Genomic DNA, 20,033 nt, shown 5'->3' on the forward strand with positions numbered 1-20,033 from the left:
GATTTCGGCCTATTCGTCATCCAATGCGTAGGTCGAGTTTTAGTAAAATTGTAGCTGTCTCTGTGCTGCTGGCGCTTTCGGCCTGCGCGACGGCGCCGAGCCACATCAACAATGTCTGCGCGGTCTTCGACCAGAATGACGGCTGGTTCGACAACTGGCAGTCCGCAGCAGAGCGCACCCAGCAGAAATACGGCATACCGGTGCCCGTGCTGATGGCGACGGTGAGGAAGGAATCCGGCTTCAAGAGCAATGCCAGGCCGCCGCGCACCAAGCTCCTCGGCTTCATTCCCTGGACGCATGTCTCAAGCGCCACCGGTTACTCGCAGGCCCTCGACGGCACCTGGTCGCAATACCAGAGCGAGACCGGCAACTGGACGGCGCGGCGAACACGCTTCGCCGACGCCATCGATTTCGTGGGCTGGTACCATTCCAAGACCGCCGACAGCTTCGGCGTGGCCCGAAACGACACCTACAATCTCTACCTCGCCTACTATCTCGGCTGGACCGCCTACGGCCGCGGCAATCGGGGCGACGCCGGCGTGCAGAACTACGCACGCGCCACCGACCAAATGGCGCGCGATTATCAGGCGCAGTTAAGGCAATGCGGCAGCTGACGCTTCGTCTGGCCTAGTGCCGCCTCGTCGGATCTTTCGGCCTGAACGTACCGGTTTCGGAGTCCTCGTCGCGGACTTTGTGACGACGAGCCCGCATGCCGGCATCGCTTTCCTCCACGGCCTCGCCGATCTCGTCCGCTTCCGCGCTGGCCGTCTTGCCGTGCGGTCGATCGGGCGTCGTTCCCGACTGGCCTGGTCCTGACCCGTGCGCCGCATCGTCCGGCACGCCCTCATGCGCGGCGTGTTCCTTGTCGAACTTGATCACCGGCTCCATCTTGGCCAGCACATCGTCCGCCAGCCAGCAGAGACTCATATGGCCGTCGCCAAGGTTCTTCACCGGCGGCACCTTCGTTTCACACAGATTGTCCGGAACCAGCTTCTTGTAGCCGCAGCGCGTCTGGAACGGGCAGCCGGTCGGCGGATTCATTGCCGACGGGATGTCGCCCTCGAGCACGATGTGCTTCTTCACCACGCTGGTGTCGGCAATCGGGATCGCCGACAGCAGCGCCTCGGTATACGGATGATAGGGTGGCGAGAATATCTGGTCGGTCGTGCCCTGCTCGACGATGTAGCCGAGATACATGACGACGACGCGGTCGGCGATGTAGCGCACCACCGAGAGGTCGTGGCTGATGAACAGCATCGTCGTCTTGTTCTTGCGCTGGATGTCCATCAACAGCTCGGTCACCGCGGCCTGCACGGACACGTCGAGCGCCGAGACCGGCTCGTCGGCCACCACCACCTTGGCATCGCCCGCAAAGGCCCGCGCCACGCCGATGCGCTGCTTCTGGCCGCCCGAAAGCTGGCGCGGCTTGCGGGTCTCGAAGGCCCGAGGCAGCTTCACCAGGTCGAGCAACTCCAGCATGCGCTTACGCCGCTCTGCGACCGTCTTGCCGACGTTGAACTTCTCCAGCGTACGGATGATCTGCGAGCCGACCGTGTGGCTGGGGTTGAGGGTGTCGAACGGGTTCTGGAACACCATCTGGATCGACGACACCGTCTCGACATTGCGGCTCTCGATGCCGGTCGACTGGATCTCCTTGTTGCCCAGCGTCACCGTGCCCGAGCTGGCCGTTTCGAGGCCGAGCAGCACCTTGGCCAGCGTCGACTTCCCGCAGCCGGACTCGCCGACGATCGCGACCGTCTCCGACTCGCGCGCGGTGAACGAGATCGTCTCGTTGGCCTTGACCACACGGCCTTCGCTGGACCCGAAGACTTCGCTGCCGCCGACCCTGTAATACTTCTTGAGGTCGTCGATCTTGAGCACCGGCGCACCGGGTTCGACCTTCTCGTTCACCTTCTTGGCGCCGGGCGGCAAAGCTTCCCAGTCGATCTCGTTGAAGCGCACGCAGCGCGAGAAATGACCCTCGTGACCCTCGACCGGGACCATCGGAATTTCCGCGGCGTTGCAGACGCCCTCGACGAAATGGTGGCAGCGTGGGCCGAAATTGCAGCCCTTCGGCCGCTCATGCGGCAGCGGCAGCTGTCCGGGAATGGAGATCAGTGGCCGCGAGTTCTTGTCGGCTCCAGGCAGCGGGATCGAGCGGAACAACCCTTGCGTATAGGGATGACGCATCCGGTCGAACACATCCTCGATCTTTCCGGTCTCCACCGCCTCGCCCGAGTACATCACCGTGATGCGATCGCAGGTTTCCAGGATCAGGCCAAGATTGTGCGACACGAAGATCATGGAGGTGCCGAACTTCTCGCCTAGCCCCTTCACCAGCTCGACAATGCCGGCCTCGACGGTGACGTCGAGCGCCGTCGTCGGCTCGTCGAGCAGAAGCAGGGCCGGCTTCGACAGCAACGCCATGGCAATGACGATACGCTGCTGCTGGCCGCCGGAGAGCTGGTGCGGATAGGAACGCATCATGCGCTCCGGGTCGGGGAGCTTCACCGCGCGCACCATGTCGAGCGCGCGAGTGTAGGCTTCCTCCTTCGACACCTTGTCGTGGATGAGCGGCACTTCCATCAGCTGCTGGCCGATCTTCATCGCCGGATTGAGGCTGGCCATCGGCTCCTGGTAGATCATGGCGATCTTGTTGCCGCGGATGGAGCGCAACTCCTCGTCGGACATGTCGCCCATGTCCTTGCCCTGGAACTTGATCCTGCCGCCAACGATCTTTCCGATGTTGGAGAGGTCGCGCATGATGCCGAGCGACACGGTAGACTTGCCGCAGCCGGATTCGCCGACGATGCCCATCGCCTCGCCAGGCATGACCGTGCAGGAAAAATCCATCACGGCCGGGATCTCGCCCTTGCGGGTGAAGAAGGAAATCGAGAGATTTTCAATCTCGATGATGGGCTGGGCCGGATCTCGAACTGCCTCGTTCATGGGTCGCTCCAATCCTTGTTTCTTGGAAGATGGGGCCAAAAGCCCCACCATCAATCCTTCATCGATTGCTCACGCAGCGAATCCGCCAGGAGGTTCAGCCCCAGCACGAAGGACATCAGCGCGATCGTCGGCGGCAGCGCCGGGTGGATGAAGGAGCGCAGCAGACGGCTCGCATCCTTGATCGCGGTGCCCCAGTCGGGGCTTTCCGGCGCCAGGCCCAGGCCGAAATAGCCGAGCGTGCCGAGCAGGATCGTCGTGTAGCCGATGCGTAGGCAGGCATCGACGATCAGCGGTCCGCGGGCATTGGGCAGGATTTCCCACAGCATGATGTACCAGGGCGATTCACCGCGCGTCTGCGCCGCGGCCACATAGTCGCGCGTCTTGATGTCCATGGTGAGCCCGCGCACGATGCGGAACACGCCCGGGCTGGAAGCGAACACCACCGCCACGAAGATGTTGAGCTGGTTGGGATCGATGTGGACGATGTGCAGCGGGTCCTTGTCGAACACGAGGCCGGCATAGATCCAGCCGCCGACGACGAGCGTCACGCCGAGCAGGATATAGAGCCTGTCCGGCCGGTTCTTGTAGCGCGTCCAGAACAGCACGCAGAAGAAGATGATCGGGAACAGGAAGAAAAGCCCTGCCATGGCATAGGGGATCGGCGTGTCCATGATCCCCGGCGTCACCAGCAGGTAGAAAAGCAGGATGACCGGGAACGCCAGCACCAGATTGGCCAGGAACGACAGCACCGTGTCGATCTTGCCGCCGTAATAGCCGGCCGGCAGGCCGAGCGTGATGCCGACCATCAGCGCGAAGCCGGTCGCGGCCGGCGCAATGATCAGCACGATCTGGCTGCCAAAGACCATCCGCGAGAACACGTCGCGGGCGAGCTTGTCGCCACCGAAATAGTAGACAAGCTTCGAGGCCGGCTCGATTGCGCCCGGCAGCGTGTCCTTCATCACCGAGACCTGAGCCAGCGGATCGAAGGGCGAGATGGTCGAGGCGAAGATCGCCGTGAACAGCCAGAACAGGCAGATGGCCACGCCGGCAATGCCGACGCCGCTGTCGAAGAGCTGGCCATATAGGCCGAGCTTCTTCTTGTAGGCGAAGCTCGCGCCCATCACCAGAAACAGCGCGACCCATACCGGCCAGAAGCGCCAGAGCACGCCGACCACGATGTCGAAGGAACTGATATATTCGGTCTGCATCCGCCCTGTCCCCTACTGAACTCTGATGCGCGGATTGAGGAATGCGTACCCGACATCGGAGATGAGCTGCGTGATCAGCACGATGAACACCGACACCAGCGAGCAGCCGAGCAGGAGGTCGATGTCGTTGTTGCCGGCGGCTTCGACCAGCGTGTAGCCGAACCCCTGGTAGCGGAACATCACCTCGACGATGACGACGCCGGTGAGCAGCCATGGGAACTGCAGCATGATGACTGTGAACGGCGCGATCAGCGCGTTGCGCAGCGCGTGCTTGATGACCACGCTGCTGAAGGAGAGCCCTTTCAGGCGCGCCGTGCGGATGTATTGCTGCGTCATCACCTCGACCATCGAGGCGCGCGTCATGCGTGCGATGTAGCCGATGCCGTAGATCGCCAGCGTGATCACCGGCAGGGTGAAATTGTAGAAGGTGATGCCCTGGCTGGCGGACGCCGCGGAGCCGTTCAGCCAGCCGAGCCAGGACGCGAAGATGACGGTGAAGATGACCCCCGACACATATTCAGGCGTCGCCGTCGAGGCGATGGAGGCGACCGACAGCGCTCGGTCCGTGCGCGAGCCCTCGCGCATGCCGGCAAGGATGCCGATAAGCAGCGAGATCGGCACCATGACCGCCAGCACCCAGAACATCAGGATACCGGTCGCGCCGAGCGCCGGGAACAGCTTGGCGGCGACCGTCGTCTTGAACTTGGTCGAACATCCGAAGTCGCCCTGCAGCACTCCGGAGAACTGCGGTTGGACCGGATCGTTGCAGAAGGAGAAGCGCTGTGTGGTCTTTCCGGTCGCCGGATCCGTGATCGGATATTTGGGGACGACGCCGAGCCACTGGCCGTAGCGCACGAAGAAGTTCTGCCGGTAGCCGTGATTGACCAGCCAGCTTTCAAGCTGGTCGGCAGGCGTGTGCATTTCCGTCTGGCTGATCGCCAGCTTCTTCAGGTTGGGCTCTAGATTGACGAGGAAGAAGACGACCAGCGTCAGGCACAGCATCGTGAGCAGAATGGTGCCGATGCGTCTGGCTATGAATGAGAACATGCGTGCCCCCTGCCGGCGAGTTGGGGTCAGATACGTTCAACCCTGTTTCGAAAACCTTGTGACGCCAACGCCGCCGCTGCGGGAGATGCAACGGCGACGGCGCGGTGAACGCGAGGAGCTGACGCCCCTCGCATTCATCGAGCAATGGATCACGCCTTGTCGAGCCAGACCTTGCCGAAGTCGTGCTCGTAGGTGGGGTGCATCGAGTGGTTCTTCACCTCGGGCTTGATGTTGATGTAGAGCTTGCGCCAGTAAGGCTGGATGATGATGCCGGAATCCTGGAGCGTCTGCTCGATATCCTTCATCACAACCTTGCGCTTCTCCGCATCGGCGATCCCGAGCGCCTCGTTCACCTTCTTGTCGAAGTCCGGGTTGGCGTAGGCCGTCTCGTTCCATGCTTCGCCGCTGCGATAGGCAATGGCGATGACCTGGATGCCCAGCGGGCGCATGTTCCAGTTGGTTTCCGAGAACGGATACTTCGTCCAGTCGTTCCAGAAGGTCGAGCTCGGCAGCACGGTGCGCTTCACCTTGATGCCGGCCTCGCGCAGCTGGGCCGCGATCGCGTCCGTGGTGTTCTTGTGGTAGTCCTCGTCGTTGCTGATCAGCTCGTGCTCGAAATCGATCACGCCGGCTTCCGTCAGTATCTGCTTGGCCTTGGCGATGTCGCGCTTGACCTCCGGCAGCTTGACATATTCCGGATGGATCGGCGCGACATGGTGGTTTTCGGCAGGCGTGCCGGCGTTGCCGTAGCCGAGCTGCAACACGGTGGCGTTGTCGACGGCGAGACACATCGCCTGGCGAACCTTCTGGTCGCCATAGGGCTTGGCGTTGACGTTGAAGCGCGACACCACGGTTGCCGCGGTCACCACTTCCGAAACCGGCGCGCCGACGCCCTCGATGATCTTGACGTAGTCGGCGGTCGTCTCGTGGTTGGTCTGCACCTCGCCCGATTCGAAAGCCGAAACGGTCGCGGCCGGATCGGTGCCGTAGTCGATGAACTCGACGCCGTCGAGGAAGACCTCGCCCTGCCACCACTTGCCGGTCTCGCGGCGCTTGTAGACCACCTTCTGGCCGACATCATAGGAAACGAGCTCGAACGGACCGGTTCCGATCGGGCAATTCTTGAAGTTGGCGCCCTTCTCATCGAAGGTCTTGTGCACGACGAGCGCCGGATAGTCGGTCAGGTTCGCGATCAGGGCGATGTCGGGCTTGGTGAGCTTGAGCTTGACGGTCAGGTCGTCGACCTTGACGATCGAGCCATCGCGCAGCTTCTTGGTGTTGTCATCGACGAGACTGCCCAGGCGGCCGGGCATCGAATTGCCCGCGGCGCCCTTTTCGGCCCAGCGCGTGAAATTGTGGATCACGTCGTCGGCGGTGAATTTGTCGCCGTTGTTCCATTCGACATCCGGCCGCACATGCAGCGTGTATTCGGTAGCGTCGTCATTGATGTCCCAGCTGGCAAGCAGGTAGGGGGCGAACGTGTACTGGTGCGTGTATTTCACCAGCGGCTCAAGGGCCTGGCGCTCGGCATTGGCAATCTCGGACCAGTCAGCCGTGCGCGGATCCTTGGGATCCTTGACGGACATGGCGACCTTGATCACGCCGCCCTTCTTGCCCTGTACCTCGTCGGCCTTGGCCGGGGTCGGAGCAGCGAGGCCGAGGAGGCCGTAGGCCATAGCGGTCGAAGCACCGAAGATGCTGGCCAGCGCCAGGAATTCGCGACGGTCCACCTTACCCGACTTGGCCTCTTCGGCCATGGCCAGGATGTGATCCGGAACACGGTCACCGTTACTTTTGTAGATTGCCATGACTAACTCCCATTGTTGGCTTTCTGCCTTTTAACATTCCGCATCCAGACCCTGATGTCAAAGACGGTTTGGATTGGGAACATGTTAGGGAATGTGCAACTTTGGAAGCAAGCCGGTTCGCGCGATAGCGACAGTCTTGACGCAAATTTGTTAGTGCGTCGCAGATTCGCCAAAAATCGCACGGAGCGATTAAATCAAGACATTTTATGTGGATAAGGGCTGTCGCGGCGCGCGTAAACCGCCGACGGAACAACGCGCCGCTCTCAATATTCGCGCTCGTAGAACACGCCGCCCTTCGCTTCGCCCGCATCGTTGGCCTCGCCGCGAAGCTTCACGCCGCGCCCGACATTGAGGTCGATGGTCGCCTTGCCGGAGCCCGGCTTGTCGCCCTTCTGGATCGTCACATAGGTGCGGTCGTTGAGGTATTTGCCGGCAGAGACCGCGGTGCCGCCCTTGTCGTCCGTGGTGACGTCGAGATCGTCGACGCCGATGGCGCTGCGCAGGTTTTCGAGCAGCGAGGTCGAGCCGCCGACCCCGGCCAGCTGCGCCGCTGCTTCCGCCAGCTGCGCGATCTGCAGGGGCGACAGGTTCGACATCGAGCGGCCGAAGATCAACTGCGCCAGCACCTCGTCCTCAGGCAGCGCCGGCACGGAGGAGAAGGTGAATTTCGGGTTGGTCGCCTCGCCCGAGACGACAATGGTGACGGTGGCCGTGCTGGTGGTCGTGGTCGCGGTCAGGTTGAGTTCCGGCACGAGCGAGCCCGAGAAGCCGACTGTGCCCTCGGTGAATGTCAGCCGCTTGGCCAGGATCGACAGCCGCCCGCGCTGCAGCGTGAAGGTTCCGACCGCTTGCGGCGCGGAGGCCGGCCCGGTGAGCTTGAGGGAACCGCCGAGCTCGGCATCGACACCCCTGCCTTGGATGAAGATCTGGTTCGGCGCATTGACGGTCACATCGAGGGTCAGGCCGCTGCTGCTGTTGCCCTTGCCACTCGACGTAGCCGGACGCAGGGCCTTGTCTTGCGCGCGCACGGCGGCGGGCGCGTTCTTGTGCTTGACGTCGAGTGCGGAGAGCGACCCGGGCAGCTTTTCCGGTACCGTGATCACCGTCCTCGCCAGGTTGATGGTTCCGGATATCGCCGGCGCCGAGACGAGCGGCCCCTTGATGGTCAGGTCGCCGCCGAGATTGGCGGTCACAACCCTGCCATCCGTATAACGGCCATCGGTGAGCTTGATCGAAAGGTCGGCCGGGAAGCCTTGCGCGGGCGTGATGCCGACCGTGCCGCTCGCCGAGATGCTGCCGCGCGTCGACAGCGTGCCGGTCAGGCGGTTGATCCTGGCGACCCCGTTGCCGATCGAGACGTCTGCTGCGATGTCGTTGACCGCAAGGCCCGTGCGGGCGTCGACGAGGCGCGCGCCGGATGTGCTCACCGTGCCGCCGATCATCGGGGAGGACGCCGGCCCCCGTACCTGCATGTTCACATTGGCCGTGCCGGTCAGCCCCAGACCCTGCGCGGCAAGCTTGTCGGCAAGGAAGGAGAACGGCACCTTGCCGTTGAAATCGAGCGACAGCGCCGGCGTGCCGGCGGTCGTCACCGAGCCGCCACCCTTGAGACCCAGGCCTGTGCCATCGCTGATGTTGGCGTCGAAGGTCAACTTGTTGCCGGCGAACGTTCCCGAAGACGACACGTTCATGCCGCCCAGACCGGCGCCACGCGTCTGCGAGGTCTGCACTCCCGAGGCGTCGACGTTGAAGTTTACCGACGGGCTGGCCGGCGCGCCGGTCACCTTGACCGTGCCGGAGATCGATCCGGCGGCATCGAGGCCCGGCGAAAAACTGTTGGCGAGCGACACCGGCACCTTGGCCAGGTTGGCATTGATGTCGAGCGCCGGCCCGACCTTGCCCGTCACCGTCGCCGTGCCGCCGCCGAGATTGAGCACCAGCCTGTCGAGCGTCGTGGTGCCATTGGCTATGGTCACGGTCGAAGCCTGCGCGATCGCGGCCTTGATGCCCTGCACGGTGGCGTCGCCCGAGGCGAGCTCGATCGTCGTCGTGCCGTTCGCCACTTTCACCCGGCCGGTCGCCTTTGCGGGAATGTTCTTGACGGTGGCGCCACCGGAAAAGCCGGTCCAGTCGCCGTCCCGCTTGAGATCGACGTCGATGCCGGTGATGGCCGTCCCGCCCGACGTCACGCTCTCGGCGCGAACCGTGCCCGCGATGACCGGAGCGGCCATATAATTGGCGATCTGCGCGTCAACGGCGACGTTCCTGGCCGAGAGGTCGCCGCGCTTGATGGCCCCCGTGCTCGCCTTGACGGCGACGTTCGGGCCGTTGGCAGTCTTGGTAAAGGCGATCGTGCCGCGCACGTCGCCTTCCGCCTTTTCAAGGGCGAGTGCCGCCAGCGGCCCGATGTCTGGCAGGTTGAGCGAGACGGTGCCCACCGGCACGAATGCCTCGTCCAGGGCGAGGTCGCCGGAAATCTTGTTCGGTCCCAGCGAAAGCAGCAGCCCGTTGATCGCGCTCTTGCCGTTGGTGGTTGCCAGCACCGCGCTGCCCTGCAGTGGCTGCCCGGCGACATTGCCTGTCAGTTGCACATTGGCCGCCGGATTGGCCGCGTCCGCCTTGCCGGTCGCGGTGAGCCTCAGCCCTGTGATGTCGCGCGACGCCACGGAGAGCTTGTCGCTGTTGACCGTCAGCGAGAGATCCGGCGCGGTCGGGGCGCCTTGCGCGTCGAGAGAGAAGGTGATGGCGCCCTTGGCGTCCTTGGACAGCAGCGACATGTCGGCCAGCGCGCCCTTCACGGCAGCGCTCAATTTGTTGTCGGCAATGCCGGCCTGCGCGTCGGCCGTCAGCGCGCCCGATACGAGCTTCACCGGGCCGACGCTGACATTGCCCTTGGTGTCGCGCTGCGTCGTGGCGCTGAACTGCGTGCGCTCGGCAAGCACGCCGCGCACCGCGGCGGGCAATGCCGCCGAGAGCACATCCGCCTTGACGTTGAAGTCGACGGAGCCGTCGGCGAACGACACCCGCCCGTTGAAGGCGCCGTCCACCGCACCGCTGCTCGCCGAGCCGCTGTCGATGGTGATGGCATCGGGGGCAAGGCTGCCGGTAACCTTGGCCGCGACCTTGCCGGCCACGAGCGGAGCTACGGTCGGATTGTCGAGGTCGATCTTGTCGGCCTCGACCATGCCCGAAACAGGGCCGGCGCGGCTCTTCACGTCGAAAGCGTCGGAATGCAACGTCAGCCCCAGGCCTTCCACCTTGACGTGGTTGGCGACGGCGGACGGCAAGGTCGCGGAAATGTCGAGCCGTGGCGTGGCGCCCTGCCCTGCGGCCTTCATCGTGACGGATTTCAGTTCCAGTTCGACCGGACTCTCGGCGGTTCCGAATTTGAGCGGCAGGCTCGGCCCCTTCGAAGTGAGGTCGAGCGAAAAATCGCTGGCGCCATTCGGATTGATGGTGCCCGCCGCCTTGCCCGAGACCTTCTCGCTCGAAAGCGTTGCCTGGTCGATGACGAGGCCGCCCGCCGTCGAAACGCTGCCGGCGGCATCAAGATCGAGCGGTCCAAGTCCCGCCTGGCGGGTCTGGCTGGTCTCGGCACCGGCAAGCTTGGCGTTGAACTGAACATCAGGGTTCGACGATGGACCGGTAATATGGGCCGTGCCGTTCATCTGGCCTGTCGCGTCAAGTCCGGCCACGAAATCATTGGCGAGCCCAGCCGGCAGATTGGCGAAGCTGGCCGTCAGGTCGAGGGTCTGGCCGGCATTGCCCGAAAGGGCGACCGAGCCGCCGCCGAGATCGAGCGCGAGCTTCTCGATATTGGCGATGCCGTTGGCAATCGAGAAGCTCGAGGGCTCGGCGATCGCCGCCTTGATGCCGCGCACCGTGGCTTCGCCGGAAGCGATCTCGACGCTGGTCGTGCCGTTGGCGATCTTGACGCGCCCGCTCGCGGTTGCCGGAATGCCCGATGCCGTCGCGCCGCCTGAGAAATTGGTCCAGTCCCCGTCGCGTTTCAGATCGATGCCGATGCCGCTGACGACGGTCGTGCCGGACGTCACGCTGTCGGCCTTGATCGTGCCCGAAATCGCCGGGCCTTTGAGATAGTTGGCTATCAGCGCGTTGACTGCGATGGTCTTTGCCGCCAGATCGCCGTGCGAAATCGATCCGCTGGCCATGTTGACGGTGACGGTTGGTGCCTCGCCGTCCTTGGCGAAGGCGATCGTGCCATTGATGTCGCCGGTCGCGGTCTGGGCGCCAAGCGCCGCCAACGGCGCGATGTCTGGCACGGCGAGCGTCAGCGTTCCGAGCGGCAGGTACCGGTCGTCGAGGACCAGATCGCCCGAAACCTTGCTGTCGCCAAGCGACAGATTGAGCCCCTTGATCGAGCGCTTGCCGTCGGCCGTCACCAGCGACGCGCTTATGTCGAGCGGCTGTCCCTCGGCGTTCCCGGTCAGCGAAACGCTGGCGGTTGGGTTGGCGATGTCGGCCTTGCCTTTTGCGGAAAGCTTGATGTCTTTCACAGTCCGACCTGCCGCGGTGAGGCTGGCGCTGTCGGCCGAGACCGAAAAGTCCGGGGCCCAGCGCGGGCCGCTCGCGGTCAGCGCGAAATTCACCCCGCCGGCGAGCGGCGTGCCGGCAAGCGACGATAGTGGGGAGACGTCGCCGAGCGTGCCCTTTACGTCCGCCTGGAGGTCCGTGCCTTGCATGCTGCCAGTGCCGCTGGCGCTGAGTGAGCCGGAGGTGAGTTCCAGCGAATTGGCCGCGAATGAACCTTTCGGGTCACGCGTCGCCGTGGCCGAGAACTTCACCCGCTCACCAAGCAGCGAGCTGATCTGCGGCGGCAGCGCTTTCGATACGGCGTCGGCATTCATCTTCAGCGTCATCGACAGATCGGCAAGCGACACGCCGGCCGTCAGCGAGGCGTTCAGCGCGTCGCTTTGCAGCGTGCCCTTGTCGATGGTCACCGTCTCGCGGCTGATCGAACCTGATAGATCGGCGGCGAGCTTGCCCGTCACCAGTGGCGCCAGCGTCGCCACATCGGTCTTCAATCCGGCGGCGGCAAGCTTGATGCTGACGGGTCCGCTGCGGTTTTCGACGTCGAAGCCGTCGGAATGGATCTCGCCCGTCAGATTGTTGAGCTGGGTGCCGCCGACCGCGATTGAAGCCAGCGACGTGCCGATGTCGACCATCGGCGCCTTGCCATCGCCGAAGGCGCGTGCCGTCGCTTTCTGGATGGCGACCAGGATCGGAACCGCGCTGGTGCCCACATCGATGGTGACCGGCTTGTCCTTGGCAGACAGTTCGACGGCGAGGTCGCTGGCCCCTTTAGGGTCGACATTGCCGGTGGCCGTGCCGTGAACCGTGTCGCTCTCTATAGTGGCGTGCTCGATGTCGATACCGCCTGTCGTGGTCGCCGTGCCGGCAACATCGAAGCCGGTCTTGCCGGCGAACAGCGACTTGAACTTTTCCGGCAGGAAGCGCTCGAATTCGCCATCACCCTTGGCCTCAATGTAGTGGCCTTTGTCGGTGAGCTGGTGGCGCCCGGTCAGTTGGGTGACAATCTGCCGATCGACGACGAAGGTGCCGACGCCGTTCCAGTTGGCGAGCGGCCCTGTGCCGGACACAACGATGTCGACGGGCGGCGCGTTCGGTAGATTGAGCAGGTTGGCGATGATCCCACCTGCCGGCTCCGAGGCCTTGAGGTCGAGATCAAGCTTGTTGTCTGCCGGCGCGAAATGGATCTTGGCGTCGACATTGCCTTGTTTGCCGTCGCGGCGGGTGACGTTGAGCACGCTCTGGACGGCCAATGGCGATGGATCGGCCTTGAATGAGCCCTTGGCGGCAAGTTCGGCGATACCGCTGCCGGCGAGTTCCTGACCGAGCGCGATCTCAGGCAGGTCGATTTGCCTGACGTCGACCGAAACCGGCAGGCTGGTCGAGCCACCTTGCGCGGGCTGCTGGCTTGCCTGCGGCAGCCGCGCCAGTTCGATCCGCTCCGCGGCTATGCGATCTGCGTTGAAGTTGCGGGACAAAAGCGCCATCGGCGACCAGTCGAGCGCCACCTTGCGCGCCACCAGCCATGGTCCCGCGCGATCCTCCAGCACCACATGATCCAGACGCAACGCGCCCGACCATATCCCCTCTATGCCGCTGACGGTAACCTTGCGGTCCTCGGTAGAGGCCATCTTCGAGATCAGGTCCGCCAGATTCTGGCGGCCGCCCTCGGTGCCGGTCAGCACCACGAGCGCGCCGATCGCCACGACCAGCAAGAGGAGCAGCGTGTAGAGGCAGATGCGGATGATGCGCCAGAAGATCTTCATCGTCAGAACGCCTGGCCGATACCGGCATAGATGCCGAAACGCGGATCGCTCGGATCGCGGTTGAGCGGCACGGCCGCGTCGATGCGCAACGGCCCGAACGGTGTGATGTAGCGCAGGCCCACGCCCGCGCCGACCTTGACATTGGAAAAGCCCGGGAAGGACTTGGTCGAAACCGTGCCGGCGTCGACGAAGGGCACGATCCCGATCGTGTCGGTGACGCCGATGCGCATCTCGACGGAGGTTTCGAAGAAGGACAGACCGCCGATCGGCTGGCCGTTGCTGTCCTTCGGACCGATACCCTGGTAGGAATAACCGCGCACCGAACCGCCGCCGCCGGAATAGAAGCGCCGGTCCGCCGGAACATTCTCCACGCCGGTGCCGACGATCGAGCCGATGGCGACCCGTTCGGCGAGCACGAACTTGCTCGCCGTGTCGAGCGACTGGTAGGCCGACCCCTCGCCCTTCAGCTTCAGGAAGGTCGCGCCGTTCAGGATGTCGTGGCTCGGCTCGGCATAGGCAAGCACCCTGAAGCCCCTGGTCGGGTTGAGCTTGCTGTCGCGGCCGTCATAGACATATTGCAGCGGAATGCTGGCGATCAGATAGGTGTGCTTGCCGAAAGCATCGCGGATGCGCGAATAATCCAGGTCGAACTCGGCCGAGACCCGTTGCTGCTTGTCGAGGTCATAGGACACACCCACGTCGCCCTTGACCGAGAAATGGTCATAGGCATCAGGGTGTTCGAATACCGTCTTGATGCCGGTGAAGAACTTCGACGTCGGCCCGAGCACGCCGGGCTTCTCGAACATGACGCCCGCGTTGTAGTTGAGCGCGGAGATGCTGTTGCTGCCAATGCCGCTGATCGCGCCGTCGAAGCGCAGCTTCTCGGCCTGGCCGAAGAGATTGCGGTGGCCCCAGTAGCCTTCGAGCCCCAGCCCTTCGGTATTCGAGAACGTGCCGCCGACACCGAAAAAGCGCGGCTTGCGCTCGCTCACCTGGACATCGATCGGGATGTTGCCGTTGGCGTCGAGGCGGTCGCCTTCCTTGATGGTCACGCTGTTGAAGACCTCGAGCCCGAGCAGGCGGTCGCGGGCATCGTCGATCTCTTGCGGAGAGTATTTCCGGCCGCGCTGCAGGCCGGTCATGTATTCCGTGAAGTCGCGGTCGACCTTGTCGGTGCCCTCGACGGTCGTATCGCCATAGCCGGCGACTGGCCCGGCGGCAACGGTAAGTGTGACATCGAGCGTCGAGGTGGCGTGGTCGGCGACGATTTCACGGCCCGTGACCTTGGCGAGCGGCCGGCCCTCCTCCTTCAACGCCCGCACGATCGCGGCTTCCGCCCTGAGCACCGCCCCGGACCCCGCGTCGCCACCGGCGATCAGGCCGAAATCGGCGCTCGCCAACCCAGCGGCGTCGCCTTTCAGCCTGATGTCGCCCAGCGTGAATTTCGGTCCGGCCGCAATGCTGACGACAACCGGAATAGGCTGCGGCCCCTTGAATTCGGCGTCCGGCGGCAATTCGTCGATCGACTTGCCCTGGATCGTGACCGTGACCACGCCTTCATAGCGGGCATCGGCGTAGAGCGCCGCGACGAGTTGTTCCCGGTCGCTGCGCGCCTTGGCCATCAGGCCGAGCGATCCCGACACCGGGTGCTCCTCGTCGTTCTTCAGCGCCGACGCATTTTCGAGCTTCTTGACCAGGTCCTTGTCGGCGTCCGGCGCGTCGATGGTCACCGAATAGCGCAGTGGATCGACGATGCTTGCGTCCTCGTCGTTGGACGAGCCCCAGAGCTTGATGCCGAAGATTGAGAAGGCGGCCGCCGGCCGCATTTCGCCGTAAAGCACGGTCGAGCAGACGAGCGCCAAAAGCAGGGCGCGCGGAAGCCCGCGCCCTGGCGCGATCCCCCCTGACATCTGCTTTTCATGCGCCGGCATTAAGACAACCTAGTCGACAAACCTAAAATTGGAATGAAGTTCTGAAGCGCTCGTAAAGGGGCCACAATCCAATTGTCTGAAATAGACCGGGCTTGGAATTCACACCTTTTGCGCTTTCGCAAGAAAGTGTGATCCGTCTCATAGAGGTTCTGTCGAAATACCGGCCTTTGGCCGGGATGGAAACCGTTGGCAGGTGGAAAAACCTGTCGCGTTCCGGCGTTGACAAGCCTGGCTGAAGCTTGATCATGCCCGGACGCTGCAATGTCTGGAGGGTGATGTGGCAATGCGCGCGGCTCGTGTTCTCTCTTTCCTCGTCCTTTTTTTCGCCTTTAGCGGCATCGCGCAAGCGGCCGAGGCCCGGCGAATCGTGACAACGGACAATTCGGATTACTTCGGCTTCGACCTCAGGTCCGACCAGAATGTCAGCCTCGACCAGTGCAAGACCGCATGCCTGGGCGATTCCGCCTGCCGCGCTTTCACCTACAACACCAAGGCCAAATGGTGCTTTCTCAAATCCGACTATAACCAGTTGAAACCCTTCAGCGGCGCCGTCGCCGGCAAGATCGCCAATGTCGATGGCGACCCCGACATCGGCGCCCCGCCGGCACTCGCCTTCTTTCCCGGTTGGATGGCCGATCAGGCGCAGCAGTTCCGCAACAAGCTGACCGACCCTGCCTATGACAAGCCGACCGAAGGCCTGGCGGCGCTCCAGGCCGCGGCCGAGCAGGCCGCACGTACCGGCGACCACCGCCTCGCCATGCAGAAATACCAGGCGGCGCTTTCCGTGTTGCCCGATGATGGCGCGCTCTGGCTGGGGCTGGCGCGCGAAACGCTCGGCGTGCAGCCGGCCTCAAACACCTCCGAACCCTCGACCCTGCCGGTAAATGCGACGTCGGCCGCTTTCAACGCCTACAAGCTGGTGCGTACGGCAAAGACCCGTGCCGAGGCGCTCGCGCTGCTTGCCGAAGGCCTCGACAAGCGCGACCTCTACCGGCCGTCGCTGCAGGCCTATGAGGCCAGCCTTGCATTGGTGAATTCGCCGGCCGTCCAGGCCAGCTACGCCGACCTCAAGTCGCGCAAGGGTTTCCGCATTATCGACCACTCTGTCGACGCCGATGCAAGTTCGCCGCGCATCTGCGCCCAATTCTCGGAGGAACTGGTCAAGACCGGCGTCGACTACTCGCAATTCGTGACCGTCGACAACGCCGCCCCCAAGGCCGTCGAAGCCAAGGACAAGCAGATATGCGTCGAGGGACTGGAACACGGTCAGCACTATGACGTGACCTTCCGCGCCGGCCTGCCTGCCGCCATCGGCGAGACGATCGCCGCGCCGGTCGTGCTGTCGATCTATGTCCAGGACCGCGCCCCCTCCGCCCGCTTCACCGGCGACAGCTTCGTGCTGCCGGCCGGCGCCCGCCGCGGCATTCCGGTCGTCACCGTCAACATGAACGCCGCCAAGATGAAGGTCTATCGCATTGGCGATCGTTCGTTGGCTCAGCTTCTGTCGGGTTACCAGTTTCTGAAGCAGCTGGATGGCTACGACATCTCCACGATCTCCGACCAGATGGGCTCTCCCGTCTGGGAGGGCACGCTCGAAATCGCCAACGATCTGAACAAGGAAGTCACGACGTCCTTCCCGGTGGATCAGGCAATTCCGCAGCGCAAGCCGGGCGTCTATGTGCTGACCGCGCAGCCTGTCGACGACAAGAGCGATGAATACGGTTCGCGGGCCACGCAGTGGTTCGTCGTTTCCGACATCGGCCTCTCCACCTATACCGGCCAGGACGGGCTCAACGTCTTTGCCCGTTCGCTGGGCTCGGCCAAGCCGATCGCCGGCGCCGAAGTGACGTTGCTTGCCAAGAACAATGAAATCCTCGGCACCGCGACCACAGACGCCGAAGGCCACGCCGTCTTCAATCCGGGCCTCACCCGCGGCGAAAACGGCATGGTGCCGGCCGTGCTGATGGCCAAGCAGGGCGATAGCGACTTCGTCTTCCTCGACATGGCCAAGGCTGGCTTCGATCTCTCCGATCGCGGCGTCGCCGGCCGCGCCGCTCCCGGTGCCCTCGACGTCTATGCCTGGACCGAGCGCGGCATCTACCGCGCCGGCGAGGACGTGCATGTCGCCGCCCTTGCCCGCGACGGCGCCGCCAAGGCGGTCGAGAACCTGCCGCTGACTTTCATCTTCACACGCCCCGACGGCGTCGAGAGCCGCCGCATCGTCAGCGACGGCGCCTCGGCCGGCGGCCATGCCGTCGATCTGCCGCTCGAGGCCAACGCCATGCGCGGGACCTGGACGGTGTCGGTCTACACCGACCCCAAGCAGCCCGCCGTGGCGAGCCAGATGTTCCTGGTCGAGGACTTCGTCCCGGATCGCATCGAGTTCGACCTGACCGCCGACAAGAAGGAGATCGCCCAGGGCGAAACCGCCAACGTCAGCGTCGACGGCCGCTTCCTTTATGGCGCGCCGGCCGCGGGCCTCGCGCTTGAAGGCGAGATGACGCTGTCGACCACAAGCAGTTGGGATCGTTTCAAGGACTACAGCTTTGGCCTTGCCGACGAGCAGTCGGCCCAACCGTCGGTGACACCGTTCACCAACCTTCCTGTCGTCGGCGACAATGGTAAGGCAACCTTCCCGGTCACGATCGACCAACTGCCTTCGACCACCAAGCTGGTCAACGCCAAGGTCACGGTCAGGATGCGCGAAACGGGCGGCCGCGCCGTCGAGCGCTCGCTTGACATCGGCGTTCACCCGATGCGGGACATGATCGGCATCCGACCTGACTTCCAGGGCGACGAGGTGCCGCAAGGCGGAACCGCCAAGTTCAGCATCATCGCCGTCGACCCCAACGGCAAGCGCGAGGAACTGAAGGGCGCGCAGTGGTCGCTGGTCAAGGTTGAGCGTAACTACCAATGGTATCGCTCCAACAATTCCTGGAATTACGAAGCGGTGAACCTCACTAAGGCCGTGGCCAACGGCCAGGTCGACCTCGCCGCCGACGGCGAGGCGACGGTGTCGCTCCCGGTCGACTGGGGCCGCTACCGGCTTGAGGTCGAGACGGCGGACCCGGACGGCCCGGCAACCAGCTATGAGTTCGATGCCGGCTGGTATGTGGCCTCGACCACCACCGAGACGCCCGACGGCCTGGAGATCGCGCTCGACAAGGATACTTACGCCGCCGGTGAGGTCGCCAAGCTGAAAGTGTCGCCGCATTTTGCCGGCGAACTGCTCGTCACCATCGGTGCCGAAAAGCTCTTGAAGACGGTGACGGCTTCGGTGCCGGCCGGTGGCGGCACCGTCGATATCCCGGTCGGCGACGATTGGGGCGCCGGCGCCTATGTCACGGCGACGCTGTTCAGGCCGGGCGACGCGCAGGAATCGCGCATGCCCGGGCGCGCCATCGGCGTCAAATGGCTGAAGGTCGACCCAGGCTCGAAGAAGCTCGCCGTCTCCCTGACGCCGCCGGAAAAGACCGTGCCGCGCCAGCAGCTGTCGATCCCGGTCGCCGTCAATGGCGCCAAGGCCGGCAGCAACGCCTATGTCATGGTCGCCGCCGTCGATGTCGGCATCCTCAACCTCACCAACTACAAGGCGCCCGATCCGGAGAACTGGTTCTTCGGCCAGCGCATGCTCGGGCTCGAGATCCGCGACCTTTATGGCCGTCTGATCGACGGCTCGCTCGGCACCACTGGCAAGCTGCGCACCGGCGGCGACGGCGCCAACATGCAATCGCAAGGCAGCCCGCCGACCGAAAAGCTGGTCGCCTTCTTCTCTGGCCCCGTGCAGCTCGACGCCAATGGCAAGGCGCGAGTCGACTTCGACCTGCCGCAGTTCAATGGCACCGTGCGCGTCATGGCCGTGGCCTGGACCAAGGAAGCCATCGGCCATGCCCAGACCGACGTGATTGTGCGCGATCCGGTGGTGATCACTGCCGGCCTGCCGCGCTTCCTGGCGCCCGGCGATGCCGCCACCATGCGCCTCGATGTCGCCAACACCGATGGCCCGGCCGGCGACTATTCGCTGTCGGTCACCACCACGGGTGATCTCTCGACCGGCGACAAGCCCCTGCCCAAGAAGCTGACGCTGGCCCAGGGCAAGCGGCAAACGCTGTCGTTCCCGCTGATCGCGCACACGGCGGGCGATGCATCGATCACCGTCAAGCTCGCGCATGCCGACGGCACCGAGGCCGAGCAGACGCTCTATCTACCTGTGCGCCCGGCACAGCTTCCGGTCACCAACCGCATGGTGGTGGACCTGAAGCCCAAGGGCGGCGCGCTGCGCGTCGATAAGGAGTTGCTCGCGGCAAGCGTGCTCGACGGCGCCTCGGTCAGCGTCGGCGTCTCGCAGGCAGCGGCCTTCGACGTGCCCTCGCTTTTGATGTCGCTCGACCGCTACCCCTATGGCTGCGCCGAGCAGACCACCAGCCGCGCCATGCCGCTGCTCTATGTCAACGACATGGCCTCCAGCATCGGCATGGAGAGCGACCCCGAACTGCATGGTCGCATCCAGGAGGCCGTCTACAAGGTGCTGAGCTACCAGGCGGCGAGCGGCAGCTTCGGTCTCTGGGGTCCCGGCTCCGGCGATCTCTGGCTCGACGCCTATGTCACCGAATTCCTGACCCGCGCTCGCGAGCAGAAATACGACGTGCCGACGCAGGCCATGAACCAGGCGCTGAACAACCTGCAGAACTCGCTTGGCTACGACCAGAGCGTCCAGGATCGCGGCAGCGAGATCGCCTACGCGCTCTATGTGCTCGCCCGCAACAAGAAGGC

The 20,033-nt window shown here is 64.2% G+C and carries 8 protein-coding genes; 2 read left to right on the top strand and 6 right to left on the bottom strand.

All coding sequences use genetic code 11. From position 1 onward, the window contains the following. The first annotated feature begins 23 nt into the window (after nt 1–23). Entirely contained in the window at nt 24–614 is a 591-nt protein-coding gene (locus Q0L57_RS21325; RefSeq protein WP_296745026.1) for a transglycosylase SLT domain-containing protein, read from the top strand. A 13-nt stretch (nt 615–627) separates the two neighbouring features. Here the strand turns inward: Q0L57_RS21325 and Q0L57_RS21330 are convergent, their stop codons facing one another. The 6 genes from Q0L57_RS21330 to Q0L57_RS21355 all read right to left on the bottom strand — a co-directional run bounded on the left by Q0L57_RS21330 (nt 628) and on the right by Q0L57_RS21355 (nt 15,260). After that, nucleotides 628–2,949 (bottom strand): ABC transporter ATP-binding protein, encoded by a 2,322-nt coding sequence (locus Q0L57_RS21330; protein ID WP_296745019.1) that lies wholly within the window; start codon nt 2,947–2,949, stop codon nt 628–630. Nucleotides 2,950–2,999: 50 nt separating this feature from the next. Continuing rightward, on the bottom strand, nt 3,000–4,157 hold the full coding sequence (locus Q0L57_RS21335; protein WP_296745020.1) for an ABC transporter permease: 1,158 nt from the start codon (nt 4,155–4,157) through the stop codon (nt 3,000–3,002). Between the two features lie 12 nt (nt 4,158–4,169). After that, nucleotides 4,170–5,204, bottom strand: coding sequence for an ABC transporter permease (locus tag Q0L57_RS21340; RefSeq protein ID WP_296745021.1), 1,035 nt, complete (start codon nt 5,202–5,204; stop codon nt 4,170–4,172). 149 nt (nt 5,205–5,353) lie between these two features. Next, nucleotides 5,354–7,012: an ABC transporter substrate-binding protein gene (locus Q0L57_RS21345; protein WP_296745022.1), complete on the bottom strand. Its 1,659-nt coding sequence runs from the start codon at nt 7,010–7,012 to the stop codon at nt 5,354–5,356. A gap of 263 nt (nt 7,013–7,275) precedes the next feature. Further along, on the bottom strand, nt 7,276–13,329 hold the full coding sequence (locus Q0L57_RS21350) for a translocation/assembly module TamB domain-containing protein (RefSeq protein ID WP_296745023.1): 6,054 nt from the start codon (nt 13,327–13,329) through the stop codon (nt 7,276–7,278). A 2-nt stretch (nt 13,330–13,331) separates the two neighbouring features. Beyond that, nucleotides 13,332–15,260 carry an autotransporter assembly complex family protein gene (locus tag Q0L57_RS21355; RefSeq protein ID WP_296745024.1) on the bottom strand — a complete coding sequence of 643 codons (1,929 nt, stop codon included), beginning with the start codon at nt 15,258–15,260 and terminating at the stop codon, nt 13,332–13,334. 277 nt (nt 15,261–15,537) lie between these two features. Here Q0L57_RS21355 and Q0L57_RS21360 point away from each other — a divergent pair. Then, nucleotides 15,538–20,033 (top strand): alpha-2-macroglobulin family protein (locus Q0L57_RS21360; protein ID WP_296745025.1); only part of this gene is annotated, 4,496 nt, incomplete at its 3' end.

This window comes from Mesorhizobium sp. (assembly GCF_024509055.1).
Lineage (GTDB): Bacteria > Pseudomonadota > Alphaproteobacteria > Rhizobiales > Rhizobiaceae > Mesorhizobium.

Bases quoted from the DNA above. Each gene is read 5' to 3' on its own strand.
- Q0L57_RS21340 (WP_296745021.1), bottom strand. From the start codon at position 5,204: ATGTTCTCATTCATAGCCAGACGCATCGGCACCATTCTGCTCACGATG.
- Q0L57_RS21355 (WP_296745024.1), bottom strand. From the start codon at position 15,260: ATGCCGGCGCATGAAAAGCAGATGTCAGGGGGGATCGCGCCAGGGCGC.
- Q0L57_RS21345 (WP_296745022.1), bottom strand. From the start codon at position 7,012: ATGGCAATCTACAAAAGTAACGGTGACCGTGTTCCGGATCACATCCTG.
- Q0L57_RS21330 (WP_296745019.1), bottom strand. From the start codon at position 2,949: ATGAACGAGGCAGTTCGAGATCCGGCCCAGCCCATCATCGAGATTGAA.
- Q0L57_RS21350 (WP_296745023.1), bottom strand. From the start codon at position 13,329: ATGAAGATCTTCTGGCGCATCATCCGCATCTGCCTCTACACGCTGCTC.
- Q0L57_RS21335 (WP_296745020.1), bottom strand. From the start codon at position 4,157: ATGCAGACCGAATATATCAGTTCCTTCGACATCGTGGTCGGCGTGCTC.
- Q0L57_RS21325 (WP_296745026.1), top strand. From the start codon at position 24: ATGCGTAGGTCGAGTTTTAGTAAAATTGTAGCTGTCTCTGTGCTGCTG.